Here is a 17,333-nt window from a genome sequence, read left to right on the forward strand (position 1 = left end):
TCGATGATCAAGCAGCACAACGTTCCTGGAGGAATTTGATGAATAGCTGGTTTGGCAACATTAGCGTCAACATGAAATTGGGCCTGGGCTTCGGCCTGGTGCTGGTCCTGACCTGCCTGCTGGCCCTGACCAGTTGGACCAGCCTGGGCGGTCTGATCCAGCGCAGCAACTGGATGAGCGACATCACTCAGCTCAACGCCGGCCTGACCAAACTTCGCGTCACCCGCCTGCAATACATGCTGACCAATGGCGACGAAACCGCCGCACAAAATGTGCAAACCACCCTCGATGGTTTCGTGGCGCAACAGAACACCCTGCTCAGCAGCTTCAAGAGCCCGGAAAACGTCAAGCTGCTCAAGGAGCAGAGCGCGGTCATCGGTGCCTATCAGGTTTCCCTGAACAAAATGCGCAGCGCCTACCGCACCGGCAACAGCGCCCGCGACGCCATGGGCGCGAACGCCGAGGTCGCCTACAAGCTGATCGAGGCCATCGATTCCGACGTGCGGCACATGGCCCTCAGCGATGAGCGTTTCGCCCAGTTCCAGGCCATCACCGAGGCCAAGCAGGCCTTCATGCTGGCCCGCTATGAAGTGCGCGGCTACACCGCCAACAGCAACGCCGACACCGAACGCAAGGCCATCGCCCAACTGGACGCCGCCATCGCTTCGCTCAAGCCGCTGAATGAACATTTCTCCAGCAGCCGCCAGGACGAACTGCGCCAGTTGGAAAACGCCCTGACCCAATACCGCAGCGCCGTGCAGGCCTTCAAAGTGGCCACCGCCGATGTGGTCCAGGCACGCAAGGAAATGACCGACCAGGGCGCGACCATCGTGACCTTGAGCGAACAGCTGTACCAGATCCAACTCGACCGCCGCGACGCTGAAAGCGCCCAGGCCCGCACCCTGCAACTGGTCAGCACCCTGTTGGCGTTGCTGGTCGGCGTCATCGCGGCCGTGATCATCACGCGCCAGATCACCGGCCCGCTGCGCGAAACCCTGGCCGTGGTCGAACGCATTGCCAGTGGCGACCTGTCGCAGAATGTCATCGTCACCCGCCGTGACGAGCTGGGCGTGCTGCAACAAGGCATCGCACGCATGGGCGTGACCCTGCGCGACCTGATCAGCGGCATCCGCGATGGCGTGACCCAGATCGCCAGCGCCGCCGAAGAATTGTCCGCCGTGACCGAGCAGACCAGCGCCGGGGTCAACAGCCAGAAAGTCGAGACCGACCAGGTCGCGACCGCCATGCACGAGATGACCGCCACGGTCCAGGAAGTCGCGCGCAACGCCGAAGAAGCCTCCCAGGCAGCCGCCGCCGCGGATGGCGAAGCCCGGGCCGGCGACCAGGTGGTCAGCGAAGCCATCGCCCAGATCGAACGCCTGGCCAGCGAGGTGGTGCGTTCCACCGACGCCATGACCGTGCTGCAACAGGAAAGCGACAAGATCGGCAGCGTCATGGACGTGATCAAGGCCGTGGCCGAGCAGACCAACCTGTTGGCGCTCAACGCAGCCATCGAAGCGGCCCGCGCCGGTGAAGCCGGGCGTGGTTTCGCCGTGGTGGCCGACGAAGTCCGTGGCCTGGCCCAGCGCACGCAAAAATCCACCGAGGAAATCGAAGGCCTGGTGGCCGGCCTGCAGAACGGTACCCAGCAAGTGGCCGCCGTGATGAACAACAGCCGCAGCCTCACTGACAGCAGCGTGGCCCTGACTCGCAAGGCTGGAGAATCCCTGGGAAACATCACCCGCACGGTGTCGAACATCCAGTCGATGAACCAGCAGATCGCCGCCGCTGCCGAGCAGCAAAGCGCCGTGGCCGAGGAGATCAGCCGCAGCATCATCAACGTGCGCGACGTGTCAGAACAGACCGCCGCCGCCAGCGAAGAAACCGCCGCTTCCAGCGTGGAACTGGCGCGGCTGGGTAGTCAATTGCAGATGATGGTGAGCCACTTCAGGGTTTGATCATGGACAACGCCCGGTTCCGATGGGATACGGGCGTTATGGATGAAGCCCTCTTCAAGCGTTCCAGGGGTTGATGACTTCAACCCCTGAGAACTCGAAGTCTGTGGTATTGCGAGTTGCAATCAGCGCCCCGTGAGTACGGCAAATAGCGGCAATCTGTGCATCAGCCATGCCGGCCGTCCTCCCCTTCGCCTCGCATGACGCAACGAGGGTCGCGTACTCAACCGCCGCATGGGCATCGAAAGGCAGGATTCTGCCAGCAAAATCCTCTTCGAACATTGCCATTGCATGGGCTTCAAGCTTTTGCTTGCGCTTGCCGGAAGGCAGCCGGGCGACACCATGAAGAATTTCCGCCACGGTGACAGCGCAAATGACCAGTTCCATTGCAGGCTGCAAATCAACCCAGGCCAGGACACTGGCGTTCGGCTCTGCACGCATGAACTCTGAAATCACGTTGGTATCGAGCACTATCATTCAGATATCCGCCGCATTGGCCCTTTCGTCACGCGCAGGCAGATCCAGCTCCACACCGCCCAGGGCACTGAATCTGTTTCGGATGCGACTCCCCAATCCACCTTCAGGGCTCACTCTTGCCAAGGCACGCCCTAAAATCAGCCGGGCCTCTTCCTCCATGGAGTGGCCGTTATGGGCTGCCGCGATACGCAGTTGTTCCTTTATCTGATCGTCCAGGTTTCGAATAGTGAGGCTGGCCATAAAACACCTGCAATCAATGAAATCATTGATTGCAAGCTAGTTTAAAGCGCTCAACTTGTCTAGCGGCCACTCCCCCTCAGCCCCCAGGGACCACCGGGAATCCAAAACCGCCCCACGCATCGCCCTTTCTTACACATCTTCCCCTGACGTCCTACCGTTTTTTTCTGCACGCTCCTGTACGGTTTTCTCCGAAACGCACATTCCGTTCGAACAGGAGATAGACCCCACATGGACGTTAGCAACGACTCGCTGTTACACCGGCTCGTCGCCTTCCCTTCCCGCAAGAAAACTTCAGAAACCAAATTCAGAACAGCCCTACAGCGCATGGGAGTGACGTCGGTGTTCGACATCGTGCGCATGGACAAAACGCAGTTCGCCCTCGAACTCGCCAAGCACAGCGACGCGGATGCCGGGCGGGTGTATGACAGCGCTGTGAGTTATGCCGGACAAATCAGCCGCCTGTACCAGGAGCACCGCGTATCACCCAGGAAGGACACCCAGCCAAGCTTCCGGTACAGCCCGGATTCGGATTCAACGCCAGCGTCCTCCGGCTATCAGGCACTCTTCGAAGAAAACTGGGATCAGTTCTGTGACGAAGGCGACATCGCCGCCATCGACTCACCGGTGGCGTATCTGCGCGCCCTGTACCTGTTCGCCCGGCAATTGGAGCAGCTACCGGCCCCTGTACAAGCGGCCAGGATCACCCTGGAGGAGCGGCGCCCGGACCTCGGCAAGCTAATGCTCGACCGACAGAGCGCCTCCGCCACACGCCCGATGCTCGACATCATCAACGACACCCTGCGCAGCAACATCGCGGCGCACCTGGCCAGTACCGGCAGGAACGAGACCGTCCAGCAGGTGCTGGCCGGTGAGCACTATCCCTTCTCGCTGCCCTACGACCTGCATCACCACCAATGTCTGCTTGGCTTGGGCGCAGGCAAACCCGCGCTGGGCGAGCTGAACTATCGGATCAGCCTGCAATTGCCATTTTCACGAGGCCCTTCGGCGTACGGGCGCGTCACGACGTCTCATGTCGATGCCCAAAAGCTGTTGTCCGGCCTCAGCCCGGAACAACAGAACCTGCTACTCGCGCCAAGCGCTTCAAGCGCCAGGCCTGAAGCGCTGAAGAAAAGCTATGGCACCCAGGACATCACACGCCTGGATCAGCTCGATTTTTTCCAGGAACGCACCGGGCTGACGACGGACCAGGTGGAACAATTCCTGGCGCAAGGCCGCTACAGCCCTCGCAGCTCGATCAACAGCCCGGACGCCACGCAGAGCGTTTATGGCGCCAGCTACATCAACGGGTCGGAAAGTACTCCCCCCCTGCGCATCGAAACCCAAGGGGCGTCGCGCGTCTTCCTGCACTATTCCGATGAACGTTTCGATCGTCTCCAGCGCATGATCCGCCTGCATCGCTGGACCGATATCCCCGTGGCCGAACTGGACACACTGATCATCAATGCCCTGCGATCCGAGGGAAGCGACACGCTCAGCGCCAACACGTTGCGCACCCTTGGCGTCTACCGGTACCTGAACCAACGTCATGGCATCGCGCCTGAAGAGTTTGCTTCTTTGCTGCACGACATGCCGGTTGAAGCCTGCGGGGAACGAGTCCCGTTGTTCGATCAGGTGTTCAATCGCACCCGCTTGCTTGAAAACCCCGTGTGGCAATACCCCAAGAAGCCACTGGCCGTCACCGACCAGCAAACCTTCAGCTACTTGAGTGCCGGCCTCGGATTGCCCATGAGCCAGGACGCGTTGCTATTGCTTGTGCAACAGAGCGAACAATACCTGCCGGGACTGGAACACGACCTGCCCACGGTTTCATCCCTCTACCGCCAGGCCCGCATCGCCCGGATGCTGGGCCTATCGCCGCTGGAGTGCACCGAGCTGGCCCGGCTACTGGGAGGGGACGATTACGGCAAGGCGCTGGTGACCGGGCGACTGTCTCCCCCGGCATCCTCGACACCCGACATTCTCGACGTGCTGATGGCCCTGGATTGGGCCGTCGACTGGCTCAGGCAAAACGGGCTCGATGTGCTGCGGTGGTGTCGTCTGTTCGCTGAACCAGAAGCGGGCTTGCCACTGAACCAGAACCAGGAACAACGCCTGGCGAGACGTCGAGAGGACACCGAACACGTCCCTCAGCACCTGGTTGAAACCCTCCTGCATGACATGGCCGACCTTTCCAGCGAGCTCGTTCCCCACGTGATGCAAATGGCCGGTACCGATGCCGAGGCGCTTGTCGCGGCCATCAAGGCTGCCCCGGGCATCATGCCGCAAGCGCTGGCAAAGGTACTTCGCACCGCCGAGGCTTGCCAACACCTGCACCTGAGCAGCAGCACGCTGAACGCCTTGATGACAAACCCGACATGGCTGGCCCCGAACACTTCCAGAGCCCTCACCCCGCAAACGCTGTATCTGCTCGAGCGTTTCAGCCATTGCGCCCGTCACCAGGCGCAGTCGGAAGAAAACCTGCTGCACTACCTGCACGTCGCCAACCAGGACGACCAACAGGCGGAAAAAGAAGCCAACAGCCTGCTGGCCAGTCTCCTGAACTGGAACAACGAAGAAGTGCAACGCCTCACGGCGCAATTGGAACCACGACGTGCGACGTCAATGGAAGCGCTGGACTGGGTCATGCGCTGCCAAGCGTGCTGCGTCAGCACAGGGCTGTCGGCAGAGCAGCTACTCAAGGCAACCGCACTGAATACCCACAGCCCTGTTTCGGATTGGAAAACCGTCGGCGAAGCGCTGATCGCGGCCAGCCATTGACCACCCTACTTCAATATTCAAGGATCGAATATGACCGTTGCCCTGAAAAAGCAGCTCGATGAAAGCCTGCGCGATGCCCTGCTGGCGCTCTATCTGAACAAGGTCGCGCCTGACCAGGCCACGACAAAAACCCGCCAGCTCAAGACAGCCCGTGACCTCTACGAATACTGGCTGCTCGATGTGCTGGTCAGCCAGGACGTGCCCACCACGCCAGTGGCCTGCGCCATTGCCAGCCTGCAGCAGTACATCAACCGCATCCTGATGAACCTGGAGCCCGGTTACGACCCGGCCAGTATCGGCGCCGAGCGTTTGAAAACATGGCGCGATGAGATGCATCAGTACCCCACCTGGGCTGCCCATCAAAAATTGCTGTACTTCCCCGCGACTTATCTCGACCCCGCCCTGAGGGCTGATAAAAGCGAGAATTTCCGGCAACTGGAAAACGAGCTCAGCCAGAACCAGATTCAACCCGATGCCGTTCAAACGGCGGTCATGGCCTACCTGACCCGCTTCGAAGAAGTCGCCAACCTGAACATTCTCAACGGTTACATCGACGGCTCGGACTTTGCCAACAGCACCTATTACTTCATTGCCAAATCCCGCTCCGAAAACAGCTACTTCTGGCGCTCGTTGAACATGGCCCAGCGTCCGTTCGACGGCCCCCCTGCGCCACCACCGGCCATCGCACCCAAGCGGAACCAGCCGGATCCGTTCGCCTGGTCGGACTGGGAAAAAGCCGACGTGCCCATTCCCGAGAATGCGGCCGAGCACTCGATTCGGCCGGTCTGGTTCAACAATCGGCTGTTCGTGACCTGGGCCGAATGCATCCACCAGGATCCCTCCGCCAACGCTCCTTCGCAGACCAATACCACGCCATCGGGCAAGACTCACCCGCTCTTGCGCTTGAGCTATTGCTTCAAGAAACAGGACGGCAACTGGAGCACTCCGCGGGTGGCGTTGCAAGGCTATTGCGAGAATGAGGTACTTGGCAGCAAGGACGTGAACGCGATCAAGGCATTTATTCGCACCATTGCGGTAAGGCACAGCAACGGTTCGCAAGACGTCCTGTTTCTGGCCCTGTATGGTTATGAATCCCTGGTAGCGTCGGGCGTCACCACCGACAATAGCCTCGTATTCAACAGAACGACTTGCATCGACAAGCACCTCAGCCTTGAATCGGTTCGCTCGGCGGACTCCGCCACCGAGAAAGCATTCCTGGACACTGCCGTCCAGCGCATCCAAGCCAAAACCTCCACAGACCTGGAACTCGCAGAAGCTGCCCCGCCCAGCGACATGCCCTCTAGCATGTCGGATTTCGAAAGTGCCTATCGCGATCGGATCAACCTGCGCTATACCAGGCACGGGTCCAGGCTCACACTGCACATGACGGCGAACATCGGCATTACCAGCGTAGGATTCATAAGTGACCTGCAACGTAACACAATGCACTTGAGGGTGGATAACTCCTCCACTGTTGAACCTCACCTTCAATTCACTTTGGTATTCCCTGCTCAAAGCCTGCCGCAAACTCCCTACATGAGGCTCAATGGAGGTTCGAGACTTCGCCTCATCAACACCCCGGTCTCTCTCGACCGACGCTTCACGCTGTCCTTCAGGCACACGCCTGACGCACTGAGAGACAGTGAACACTCGCCCACCGTCACGCTATCCCGCGAGACCAACCTTGAAGGTAAATTCATTTCCACGGATGCCGTCAGGCGAATGCTCGAGGCGAGCCGGCGTGAGAATACAAGCTCCTCCACCACCGCATCGGAAACCATTACCCTGCAAGCGGCGCACGCCAAACCTTTTGACGTGGGGCCCCTCGCCGTTCTCCGCGATGAACCGCTGAACAAGCAATATGTCGTCTTCCGGCAACCACCCACCTTAGCGGACCGCCCCCTGACCTACGACGACCTGACCGTCGTGGCCGAGTCCATACCCGCGGAGCACCTGGCACAGTCCTTCGATTTCGAGTGGCCCGGTAACGATCCCGGTCACGACGGCACCACGCTTCTTCTCGGGGTGGCGTTCGTCCATCCCCTCGAACCGGCAACGAAGCTCTATTCCGTCCTCAAGGCTATTACGCTGAAGCTCCCTTTAAAGCGCCAGCAACCTCCGACCATTACCCACGTCACGACACCCGGCCTGGGAACCACCCAATTCATCGACTTCGCCAAGTCCGCTATCGAAACCAGTGACGCCTCCAGCCGACTTCGCCCACCCATCCGATTGAACACGGTATTCGCCACCGAACTGATCCGCCGTACCGAAAACAGTCTGGATGAATTGTTCGACTGGACGACGCAACACCTGCAGGAACCCGCGATGCCCGGTGACTTGGCCAACGGCATGGATTTCCATGGCGCCTATGGCCGTTACTTCACCGAGTTGTTTCTCTATCTGCCCTGGCTGGTCGCCCATCGTTTGAATGCCGAACAGCACCACGAGGAGGCCGAGCGCTGGCTGCGTTATACCTTCGACCCGGGTCGCGACAGGAAGGCGTTTTGGCGGAGCGTGCCGCTGATCGACGACAGCATGCCTTCGTATTCCCACCAGGCCCCCCACGATCCCCATCAGATTGCCCTCAGTCATCCCGTGCACTTTCGCAAGGCGCTGTACTTTCTGTATCTCGACATCCTGATCAACCGAGGCGATGCCGCGTACCGCGAGATGACCCCTGACGGGCTCAGCGAGGCAAAGCTGTGGTACGTGCGCGTGCTGGACCTGCTGGGTCCACGCCCGGTCGTCCAACCGGCCGATCCCTGGACTGCCATCAGCTTGAAAGCGCTGAGCGACACCGCCGATGACAGCCTGCGCACCTTCGAATACGCCGTGACCGGCTTGACCGGTAATCACACACTGGCCCTTCGCGAAGGCAGCTCGCGGCCGACCCTGCCGGCGATCGACAGCCCGTATTTGCATTTGCCCTTCAATCCGCAACTGCTCAAGTGCTGGGATCTCGCTGAAAGTCGCCTGTACAACCTGCGGCATAACCTCGACATGGCCGGCAAGCCGCTGCATTTGCCGATTATCGCGGCACCGCTGGACCCGCGCGCCCTCTCCAGCGCCAAGGCCCTGAGTCTCTCGGACAACCCGTCGACAGGCCTGCCGAGCGTCACCATTCCCCACTATCGTTTCACCGTCATGCACAGCCATGCCCAGAACGCCGTGGAAAGCCTCAGCCAATTCGGCACCCTGCTACTGTCGCTGATCGAGCGCAAGGAACAAGCCCAGTTGCAGGAGTTGCAACAACAGCAAGCCTGGGACCTGGCGAAAATTTCCGTCGACCTGCAACGCCAGGCCTTGAATATCGAACGACAAACCCGCCAGGCGCTGCTGGCCGGCAAAGCGATTGTCCAGGGCCGCGCCAACCATTACAAAAAACTGCTGGAGGACAACCTGAGTGACTCCGAGAAAAATGCGGGTTACCTCTACGTCGCCAGCGGAGCCTCAGAGCTCGCGGCGATGACCTATCAAATCGCGGCAGGCGGACTGATGACGCTACCCAACGTCTTTGGCTTCAGCAACGGTGGCAGCCGGTGGGAAGGGCCAATGCTCTCTGCCTCCGCCGCAGCCCATAGCGCCGCCATCATCAGCCGCACGGCAGCGGACCAATACGACCGTCTGGCATCGTTCAATCGACGCTGGGATGAATGGATGCAAGCGTATGATCAGTCGCAACTGGAACTGGCCCAGATCGACGCACAACTGGCGCAATTCACCGAGCAGCAAACCGCCACTCGCCTGCAATTGCGGCTTGCCGAATCGACCCTGGGCCAAGCCAAGGCCCACTACGATTTCCTAAGCAAACGCTTTACCAAGGCGCAACTGTATCAATGGTTGAACAGCCAGTTGGCCGCACTCTATCGCCAGGCCTACGACGCGACATTGAGCCTGTGCCTGGCCGCCGAAGCCTGTTGGCAGTATGAAATCGCCGACTTCGACACACGCTTCATTCAACCTGGCGCCTGGCATGCGACCTATCGCGGGCTTGGCGCTGGCGAGCGGCTGAAGATGAACCTGTTCAAGATGCACGCCGGGTACCTGCAACGTCACGAGCGGGAGCTGGAGATCCGCAAGACAATATCGTTGCGACAACTCAAGGGCAAAACCGCTGACAGCTCTCTCAACAAGGAGTGGGGACAGTTGCACGCCGACCTGAAGCAAGGCGGATGCGAGTTCGAGCTGACCCATCAATTGTTCGAAGACGATTACAAGGACCAGCGACATTATCTGCGACGCATCAAAACCATCAGCGTGACCTTGCCCACCGTCGTCGGGCCTTATGAAAACATTCGAGCCACGCTGACCCAGACCGCCAGCACCGTGTTCCTGTCGCCGGACAATCAAGGACCGGCCATGGAGAGCTGGCGCGCCAACCAGCAGATCGCCCTTTCGACGGGTGTCGACGATAACGGTCTGTTCACCCTGAACTTCAACGATGATCGCTACCTGCCGTTCGAATACACCGGCGCGATTTCCAAATGGCGGTTGACCTTCCCGAACCCCGAGGCCCAAAAAGACCTGCTGGAGTCGCTGACCGACGTCATCGTGCACGTGAGCTATACCGCCAGGGTCGGCGGAGGTGTGCAATGAATGAACACGCCCCGCTGCCTGTCACCGCACCGTCCCTGCCCAAGGGGGGCGGCGCCATCCAAAGCATCGGCAAAGGATCGAGCCCCGTCGGCGCCCACGGTACGGCCTCCTATGAGATTGCCCTGCCCATTTCGCCAGGACGTGGCTTTGCGCCGCCCTTGACCCTGAGCTATCTCAGCTCGCTCGGCAACGGGGTGTTCGGCATCGGCTGGGGGCTGTCATTGCCCAGCGTGACGCGCCGCACCAGCAAGGGTGTACCGGCGTACACCGAGGATGACGAGTTCGTCGGCCCCAGCGAGGTGGCGTGGCTAGCCGAGCGCGATTCACAAGATGTCATCGCCGCCACCTACATCGACCACTACAACGGTCTGGACTTGGGTACGCGCTATACCGTCACCCAATACTTTTCAAGGATCGAAAGCCACTTCGACCGAATTGAGCATTGGTCCTCGCAAGACGATAAGGCCGGCTTCTGGCTGGTGCACGGTGCCGACGGCAGCCTCCACCTGTTTGGCAAGCACCTCTCAGCACGGCGCACCGATCCCCAGGACACGAGCCGTGTCGGCGAATGGCTGCTGGAGGAGAGCCTGAACGCCCACGGTGAGCACATCCTCTACCAGTACAAGACAGACACCACCGCCCAACGCTATTTGAGCCAGGTCAGCTATGGCAATTTCAAGGCTGACCCACACCTGTACGGGTGGACAGCGGATCGGCTCGCGAACGCGCAATGGCACTTCGAGCTGCTGTTCGACTACGGCGAACGGACCACCGCCTACACAGAAAAACCGTCGTATGAGGGGCAGCAGTGGCAAGCCCGGGGCGATGCATTTTCCAGCTTCGCCTACGGTTTTGAGTTGCGCACCGAACGGCTCTGTCGCCAGGTCCTGATGTTTCACCGTTTCCCTGAGGAATTGGGCGCCGTCCCCGTCCTGATACGGCGCCTGCTGCTGGATTATCGCCAGACACCTCCGGGTTACCCGCTCCTTAGCGCCGCCCATGACCAGGCGTTCGGCGAAGGTGAAGCGGCCGAAAGCCGACCGCCCGTCGAATTCAGCTACAGCGCCTTCCAGCTTGCGCCTGAGCCCCTTGCCTGGCGGCGTTTCCAGGACATGCCGGGGCTCAACGACGGCCACGCCTATCAACTGGTGGACCTGTACGGTGAAGGCCTGCCGGGGATGCTCCATCGAACCGACAACGGCTGGCATTATCGCGAGCCCGTGCGGGCCAGTACCCAAGGCGACGACGTGACCTACGGGCCGTGGCGAACGCTGCCCCACATCCCGCGACCGACACGGCCACACCGGTGCACCAGGCCCTGAGCGACCTCACGGGTGATGGTCGTTTGGATTGGCTCGTCGCCCAGCCGCAAGTGAGCGGCTTTTTCGCCCTCGATGCCGAACGAAGCTGGTCGGGCTTCGCCACGTTCAATGCACTTGCGCCAGAGTTTTTCAGCCCCCAAGGGCAGTTGGCCGACCTGATGGGCGCCGGGCTCGGCGATCTGGCGGTGATCGGCCCGCGCAGCCTTCGCCTGTACGCCAACCAGCGGGAGCGCGGCTTCTCCCCCCCAGTGGAAGTCCCTCGCAAGGAAAACGAAGACGCCCTGCCCTTATTCAGCGCCTCACCCGGTGAACTGGTGGCTTTCAGCGATGTACTGGGCAGCGGCCAGCAGCATCTGGTGCGCATTCGTCACAACGAAGTGAAGTGCTGGCCCAACCTCGGCCGTGGGCGTTTCGGCAACGCCAGGGTGCTGGACTTTCCCGGGCTGGCCTACGACAGCTTCGACGCCGCGCGTATCCGCCTGGCGGACCTGGATGGTTCCGGCGCTGTCGACCTGATCTATCTGCAAGCGGACCAGGCGTTGATTTTCATGAACCGCTGCGGCCATGGTTTCAGCCCCGCGGTTACCCTGCCTTGGCCGGAAGGCCTGCGCTACGATCCTCTGTGCCAGGTCAGCATCGCCGACCTGCAAGGGCTCGGTTGTTCCAGCCTGATCCTGAGCGCGCCGCACATGACGCCGCGGCATTGGCGCTACGACTTCGTCAGCGCCAAACCGTACCTGCTCACCGGCATCCACAACAACATGGGCGCCGACCAGCGCATCCGCTACCGCAGCTCGGCCCAGGAGTGGCTGGATGAAAAACTGCAGCGGATGACGGCCGGCAAGCCCCTCACCTGTCGCTTGCCCTTGGCCCTGCACCTGGTTTGCGCTCAGACCCAAGTGGATGAAATAACCGGCAATCGACTGACCCAGGCATTCTCCTATCGCCAGGGTTACTACGACGGCATCGAACGTGAGTTTCGGGGCTTTGGCCTGTTGCTGCAAACCGACACTGAAGCGAGCCCCGGCGACACCGACGTCCAGGCCTTCACCGCCACCTGCCTGAAAAAGACCTGGTTTCACACCGGGCGAAGGGTGAACCTGCCACGCAATGGCTACAGCCGGGCAGACAAGCAAGCCGTGCCGCTGGGCAAGACCGTGCTGTGCCACTGTCCGCCAGAGTCGTTGCAGGATCGCATCATTGCCTCGCCAGACGCGGCGACCGAACTGGAAATGTCCCGCGCCCTGTGTGGCCGGGTATTGCGCAGCGAGGTCTTCGGCATCGACAGACAGTTGAAAACCACCCGTCTGTATTCGGTGGAGGAAAACCGTTATGGGCTGCGCCTGCTGCAAGCGCCCGACAGCGTTCGCCAGCAGGCCCGAATGTTGCCCCTGCTGCTGGAGTCCATCAGTTATCAGTACGAAGGCATTGTCGATGACCCGCAATGCCGGCACACCCTGAACCTGCAACACGATCGGTACGGCGCGCTGACCCACAGCGTGGACATCCATTACGCCCGACGAAAAACCGCCAGCGATACACCACCGTTCAGCGAAGCCGACCCGCAACAGTGGTGGCGCGACGCGCATGACCCGGCGCAGCAGCTCTACTACCTGAACGAAACCCGTGCCGAATTCATCCATCTGCAGACGCCCCAGCAATGGCGACTCGGCCTGCCTTATCGCCAGCGCACCCAGGCGTTGCAGCGCCCCAAGCGCCCTGCGGACCAGGGGTTGAGCCCACGGGACCTGTCTTTCGAAACGCTCAGCGAACTCACGCAACAGACCACCTGGAAAACCCAAGGCGTGCTGACCGGCTTGTCCGTGCAGCGCTACAGACACGCGTCGAGCACAGCGACCCTGCCGGACGGCGTCGCGGATTTTCAGGCCCTGGTCGACCATCTGGAAAGCGCCGAACTGGATGAAAACGCCCTGGGCGCGTTCCAATTACTGCCACAGGACAGCCGCCCCAAAGGAAAACTATTGGAGCGAATGGGTTATCACCGAATGAGCGATTTTCTTCTCGACACCGCGCCGGAGAAAAAACTCTGGTCAGTCAAAAGCGCTTTCACCACCTACGCGCCATTGGCGGGCTTCTACAAAACCAGGACCGTACAACCGAGCGAAAGCCAAGGCGTATACGAGATAGGCCATGACCCATACGCTTGTCTTGTCACCACCTTCAAACTGCCCGACGGCTGCACCACCCAGGTGTTCTGCGATTACCGTTCACTCCAGCCCCTGCGCATCATCGACCCTAACGGTAACGTACAGGAAGGCCTGTTCGATGCGTTCGGCCAAGTATTGGCCACCTCTTTTCATGGGGACGAGCACCACACACCCGTGGGTTTCAAGCCGCTCGCACAGTTCAAACGGCCACCGTTCAGCAGCCCGGCAGATGCTATCAACCAAAGCAGGGATGCTCTGCAAGATGCCGCCATGACCCTCTATTACGCGCCCTTCAGTTGGATGGGACGTGTTTCGACGGTTGCCCGGTCGGACAGCGACTGGCTGGCACGTTGCGTGGGTAACGGCGACCTGCTGCCCAGCGGCCATATCCGCGCATCGGCCCGAGCCCGCCTGGCGGAGCTTCAGACATCCTCCGCCGACGACCTCAAGCTGAAACACGAAATCGCAGCCGCGCCCCGTGAACCGATACACATCGCCACGCTGGTCGCCGACCGCTACCCGGATGACTCCCGAAGACAAATCCGCATCGCCGTCAGTGGCTTCGATGGCTTCGGGCGCCCCCTGCAAAGCAAGCAACTCGTCGAACCGGGCCTGGCTTATGTCGTCGACGCCAAGGGCGACCTGACACTGACGGATGGAAAGCCCAAGGAGCAGATCGCCGCCAGGCGCTGGCGTGTCAGCGAACGGGTGGAATACAACAGCAAGGGCCTGGCGGTGCGTATCTACCGCCCATATTTCGCCGACCGGCACAGCCACATCAACGATACGTCCTTGCGCCAGTCCGGGCATTTCGACCAACACTTCTACGACCCACTCGGACGCCCCAGCCACGTGTTGCTCGCCAGGCAAAATGGCCTCGCCTACCTGCGTCGGCATACACGTCATCCCTGGTACACCGTGGACGAGGACGAGAATGACACGCTGCAGGAAGTCCTGTCCGAACACGCCGCCACGGCTGGAGGTGGCGTATGAACGACGCACGCCTTCATCACAAGACGCCCACGATCAATGCCCTCGACAGTCGTGGCCTGCCCGTGCGGCAAATCGCCTACTACCGGCGCGACGCCCAGGCGCCCTCCCAGGCGCGCATTGCCCAGCAAGACTATGACGCGGCGGGACGAGCGGTGGCGCAGCGTGATCCTCGACTGTTTGCCATGGCGACCGGCGGAGCGAACCTGCGGACGGTCTTCAGCTTGTCCGGCAAGACGCTGTTGCTCGACAGTATCGATGCCGGGTGGCGCCTGTACCTGCCTGGCGATGCCGGGCAGCTATCGCACTGCTGGGATCAGCGAGGCACCTATTGGCGAACCACCTATGACACGCAACTGCGCATGACGGCCGTCCATGAACAAGCGGCAGGCGACGTACCGCGCAGGGTCGAATGCCGGCATTACGGCGACAATTCGCCGGAGTCCGCGGTGCATAACCAGTGCGGTGCGCTGATCCGCCACGATGACAGCGCCGGCACCTTGTTGATCCATGACTATGGGCTTTGCGCCAAACCTCTCAGCCAGACCAGGCACCTGCTGGCCACCGCCGAACGCCTGGACTGGCCAGCGCAGGAGACAGACCGCGATCGCTTGCTGGAACAGGGGAACGGCTACACCACCCGCTGGCGCTACGACGCGCTCGCCGAACTCATCCAGCAGACCGATGCCGCCCAGCACCAGCAGCGCTACTCGTTCGATGTCGCCGGTCAGCTCAAGTCCGTGGGCCTGCAGATAAGCAACACGGCGACCGAAAAAGTCATCATGAGCGATCTGGTCTATAACGCGTCCGGCCAGATCGAGTCCCAGACGGCCGGCAACGGGGTCGTCAGTCGCGCCGTGTACGATCCGGCCAACGGTAGACTGACCAAACTGCTCACGTCGCGGGCGGCCAGCACCTTGCAGGATCTGCGCTACACCTACGACCCGGTGGGCAACGTGACGCACCTCGAGGACAAGGCCCAACCGGTGCAGTTCGGCAGTAACCAGCGGGTCGAAGCCGCCAGCACATTCACCTACGACAGCCTTTACCAATTGATCAGCGCGACGGGCCGCGAGGCCGCCGGATTGACCAGCCCCCCGGACCTTCCAGCCCTCGGCAAAACACCCATCGACCCGAATCAGCTGTTCAACTTCACCGAACACTACGAGTACGACGCCGGCGGCAACCTGATCGAATTGCGCCATCGTCGCGACGGCAATCACTACACCCGGACCCTGAACGTGGCCGCCGCGAGCAATCGCCTGCGCGCCTGGAATAAAGGCCAATCGACGCCCGACGTGGCAGTGGACTTCGATGCCAACGGCAACCAGCAGGCGCTTTCCCCAGGCCAGGCGCTGACATGGAACCTGCGCAACCAGCTCGACGGCGTGGTGTTGGTGCGGCGTGAAAACGCTGCCGATGACATCGAGCGCTATCGCTACGACAGCGGCGGTCAACGAGTACGCAAGCTCCAGACAACCCTGGGCGCAACACGGGTTCACACTCGGGAAGTCCGTTATCTGCCGGGCCTCGAAATTCGCACGCGCGATAATGAACGCCTGGAAGTCATCACCCTGCAAGCCGGTCGCTACAACGTGCGCTACCTGCACTGGACCGAAGGCCGACCGTCCGGTATCGCCGCCAACCAGATTCGCTATGGCCTTGGCGACCACCTGGGCTCCAGCTCACTGGAACTCGACGACCAGGGCGGCCTGATCAGCCAGGAAAGCTACCTGCCCTACGGCGCAACCGCTTGGCAGGCCTCCCGCTCAGCCGTGGAAGCCGACTACCGGACCCTTCGCTACTCCGGCAAGGAACGCGATGCCAGTGGCCTGTATTACTACGGGCAGCGGTACTACGCGCCGTGGTTGCAACGCTGGATCAGTCCCGACCCGGCAGGGGCGGTCGATGGCTTGAACCTGTATGCCCTGGTGGGAAACAACCCCCTCAGGTTTGTCGACCGCCAAGGATGGATGAAGGAGGATTTCCTCCAATGGATGAAAGAGGATGGCCACGCCCGTTCCCTGAAAATGATGCAGCCGCCACCGACGAAACACGCTAAAAAACGTGCCGGCACTCATCAGGAAGGTCCTCCAGATCCCGACGCCAGCCCCAGTTTCAGCAAAACCAAACGCAAGGAGCTGGTCGTTCACTCCCATGGCTTGGTCGAGGGCTTGGGCGTGGGCCTCAACGAATTCTACAACCTCACCGGGCCTAAATCCGGCCCGGAGGGATACCGTGGCGTAGACAAGACGTATGGCGGCACCGCCCAAAGCGAAAGTTTCTACCTGAAGTTCGGCAGCTACAGGATCGGCAATACCCATGAATACCTGGCCGACCTGGCCGAACGATACAGCGCGACGAAAAACGATCCGATCCATAAAATCGAACTGGACCTTGACGAGTTAAAAAGCGAGCCGACGCTGAGCAGGACCGTCGAGGACGTCCATGAACTTCAGCAATACACCCAGAACCTCATCGCCACGCACATCGACAAATCCGACAACATCATTCCCACGCTCACGGGCGGGCCAGGGGCGCACGGAGAAGTCCGCCTGATCAACTCGGTCGTTGCGCTCTACCCGGGTCAAGCTGAAATGAAGCTGTCGAACACGCAACTGTTCACCCACAAAATAACCGGCGTGGATGAACCGAAACCTTTCATTGCCTGTTTCAATTGCAGCGGCATCATCCCGGAAAGCGTCAGTATCCAGACGGGGCGCCACGCTATGGACTACGCGAAATATAACGAGCATGTCTTGGCTATCAATCGTGCTCCGCGCCCTGGTCCCAGTCCCTGACTG

At 60.9% G+C, this 17,333-nt stretch carries 6 protein-coding genes and 2 pseudogenes; 6 read left to right on the top strand and 2 right to left on the bottom strand.

What is annotated here, in order from left to right; all coding sequences use genetic code 11:
- Positions 1-173: 173 nt before the first annotated feature.
- Positions 174-1,052 (top strand): annotated as a pseudogene (locus BLU85_RS31770) (methyl-accepting chemotaxis protein); the annotation flags it as partial.
- Between the two features lie 201 nt (positions 1,053-1,253).
- Positions 1,254-1,958, top strand: a complete 705-nt coding sequence (locus BLU85_RS31775) for a methyl-accepting chemotaxis protein (RefSeq protein WP_371128544.1) — start codon at positions 1,254-1,256, stop codon at positions 1,956-1,958.
- Positions 1,959-2,012: 54 nt separating this feature from the next.
- Here the strand turns inward: BLU85_RS31775 and BLU85_RS18730 are convergent, their stop codons facing one another.
- Both BLU85_RS18730 and BLU85_RS18735 read right to left on the bottom strand, forming a co-directional pair.
- Positions 2,013-2,432, bottom strand: a complete 420-nt coding sequence (locus BLU85_RS18730; protein WP_092202017.1) for a type II toxin-antitoxin system VapC family toxin — start codon at positions 2,430-2,432, stop codon at positions 2,013-2,015.
- On the bottom strand, positions 2,433-2,672 hold the full coding sequence (locus BLU85_RS18735) for a FitA-like ribbon-helix-helix domain-containing protein (protein WP_092202015.1): 240 nt from the start codon (positions 2,670-2,672) through the stop codon (positions 2,433-2,435).
- Positions 2,673-2,900: 228 nt separating this feature from the next.
- On the opposite strand from BLU85_RS18735, the gene BLU85_RS18740 reads away from it, so the two are divergent.
- The 4 genes and pseudogenes from BLU85_RS18740 to BLU85_RS18755 all read left to right on the top strand — a co-directional run bounded on the left by BLU85_RS18740 (position 2,901) and on the right by BLU85_RS18755 (position 17,330).
- Positions 2,901-5,450 carry a Tc toxin subunit A gene (locus BLU85_RS18740; RefSeq protein WP_092202013.1) on the top strand — a complete coding sequence of 850 codons (2,550 nt, stop codon included), beginning with the start codon at positions 2,901-2,903 and terminating at the stop codon, positions 5,448-5,450.
- 30 nt (positions 5,451-5,480) lie between these two features.
- A complete protein-coding gene (locus BLU85_RS18745; protein WP_092202011.1) occupies positions 5,481-10,049 on the top strand; it encodes a Tc toxin subunit A-related protein in 4,569 nt (1,522 codons plus the stop codon).
- Positions 10,046-14,532, top strand: a pseudogene (locus BLU85_RS18750) (SpvB/TcaC N-terminal domain-containing protein). Before BLU85_RS18745 ends, BLU85_RS18750 begins: the two are co-directional and overlap by 4 nt.
- A complete protein-coding gene (locus BLU85_RS18755; protein ID WP_092202009.1) occupies positions 14,529-17,330 on the top strand; it encodes an RHS repeat-associated core domain-containing protein in 2,802 nt (933 codons plus the stop codon). The pseudogene BLU85_RS18750 and the gene BLU85_RS18755 overlap by 4 nt, the downstream one beginning before the upstream one ends.
- Positions 17,331-17,333 lie beyond the last annotated feature (3 nt).

It is taken from the genome of Pseudomonas sp. NFACC14, assembly GCF_900106885.1.
In the GTDB taxonomy this organism is placed as follows: Bacteria; Pseudomonadota; Gammaproteobacteria; order Pseudomonadales; family Pseudomonadaceae; genus Aquipseudomonas; species Aquipseudomonas fluorescens_AA.

Coding starts and splice junctions, on each gene's coding strand:
- BLU85_RS31775 (WP_371128544.1), top strand. CDS start 1,254: ATGACCGCCACGGTCCAGGAAGTCGCGCGCAACGCCGAAGAAGCCTCC.
- BLU85_RS18730 (WP_092202017.1), bottom strand. CDS start 2,432: ATGATAGTGCTCGATACCAACGTGATTTCAGAGTTCATGCGTGCAGAG.
- BLU85_RS18735 (WP_092202015.1), bottom strand. CDS start 2,672: ATGGCCAGCCTCACTATTCGAAACCTGGACGATCAGATAAAGGAACAA.
- BLU85_RS18740 (WP_092202013.1), top strand. CDS start 2,901: ATGGACGTTAGCAACGACTCGCTGTTACACCGGCTCGTCGCCTTCCCT.
- BLU85_RS18745 (WP_092202011.1), top strand. CDS start 5,481: ATGACCGTTGCCCTGAAAAAGCAGCTCGATGAAAGCCTGCGCGATGCC.
- BLU85_RS18755 (WP_092202009.1), top strand. CDS start 14,529: ATGAACGACGCACGCCTTCATCACAAGACGCCCACGATCAATGCCCTC.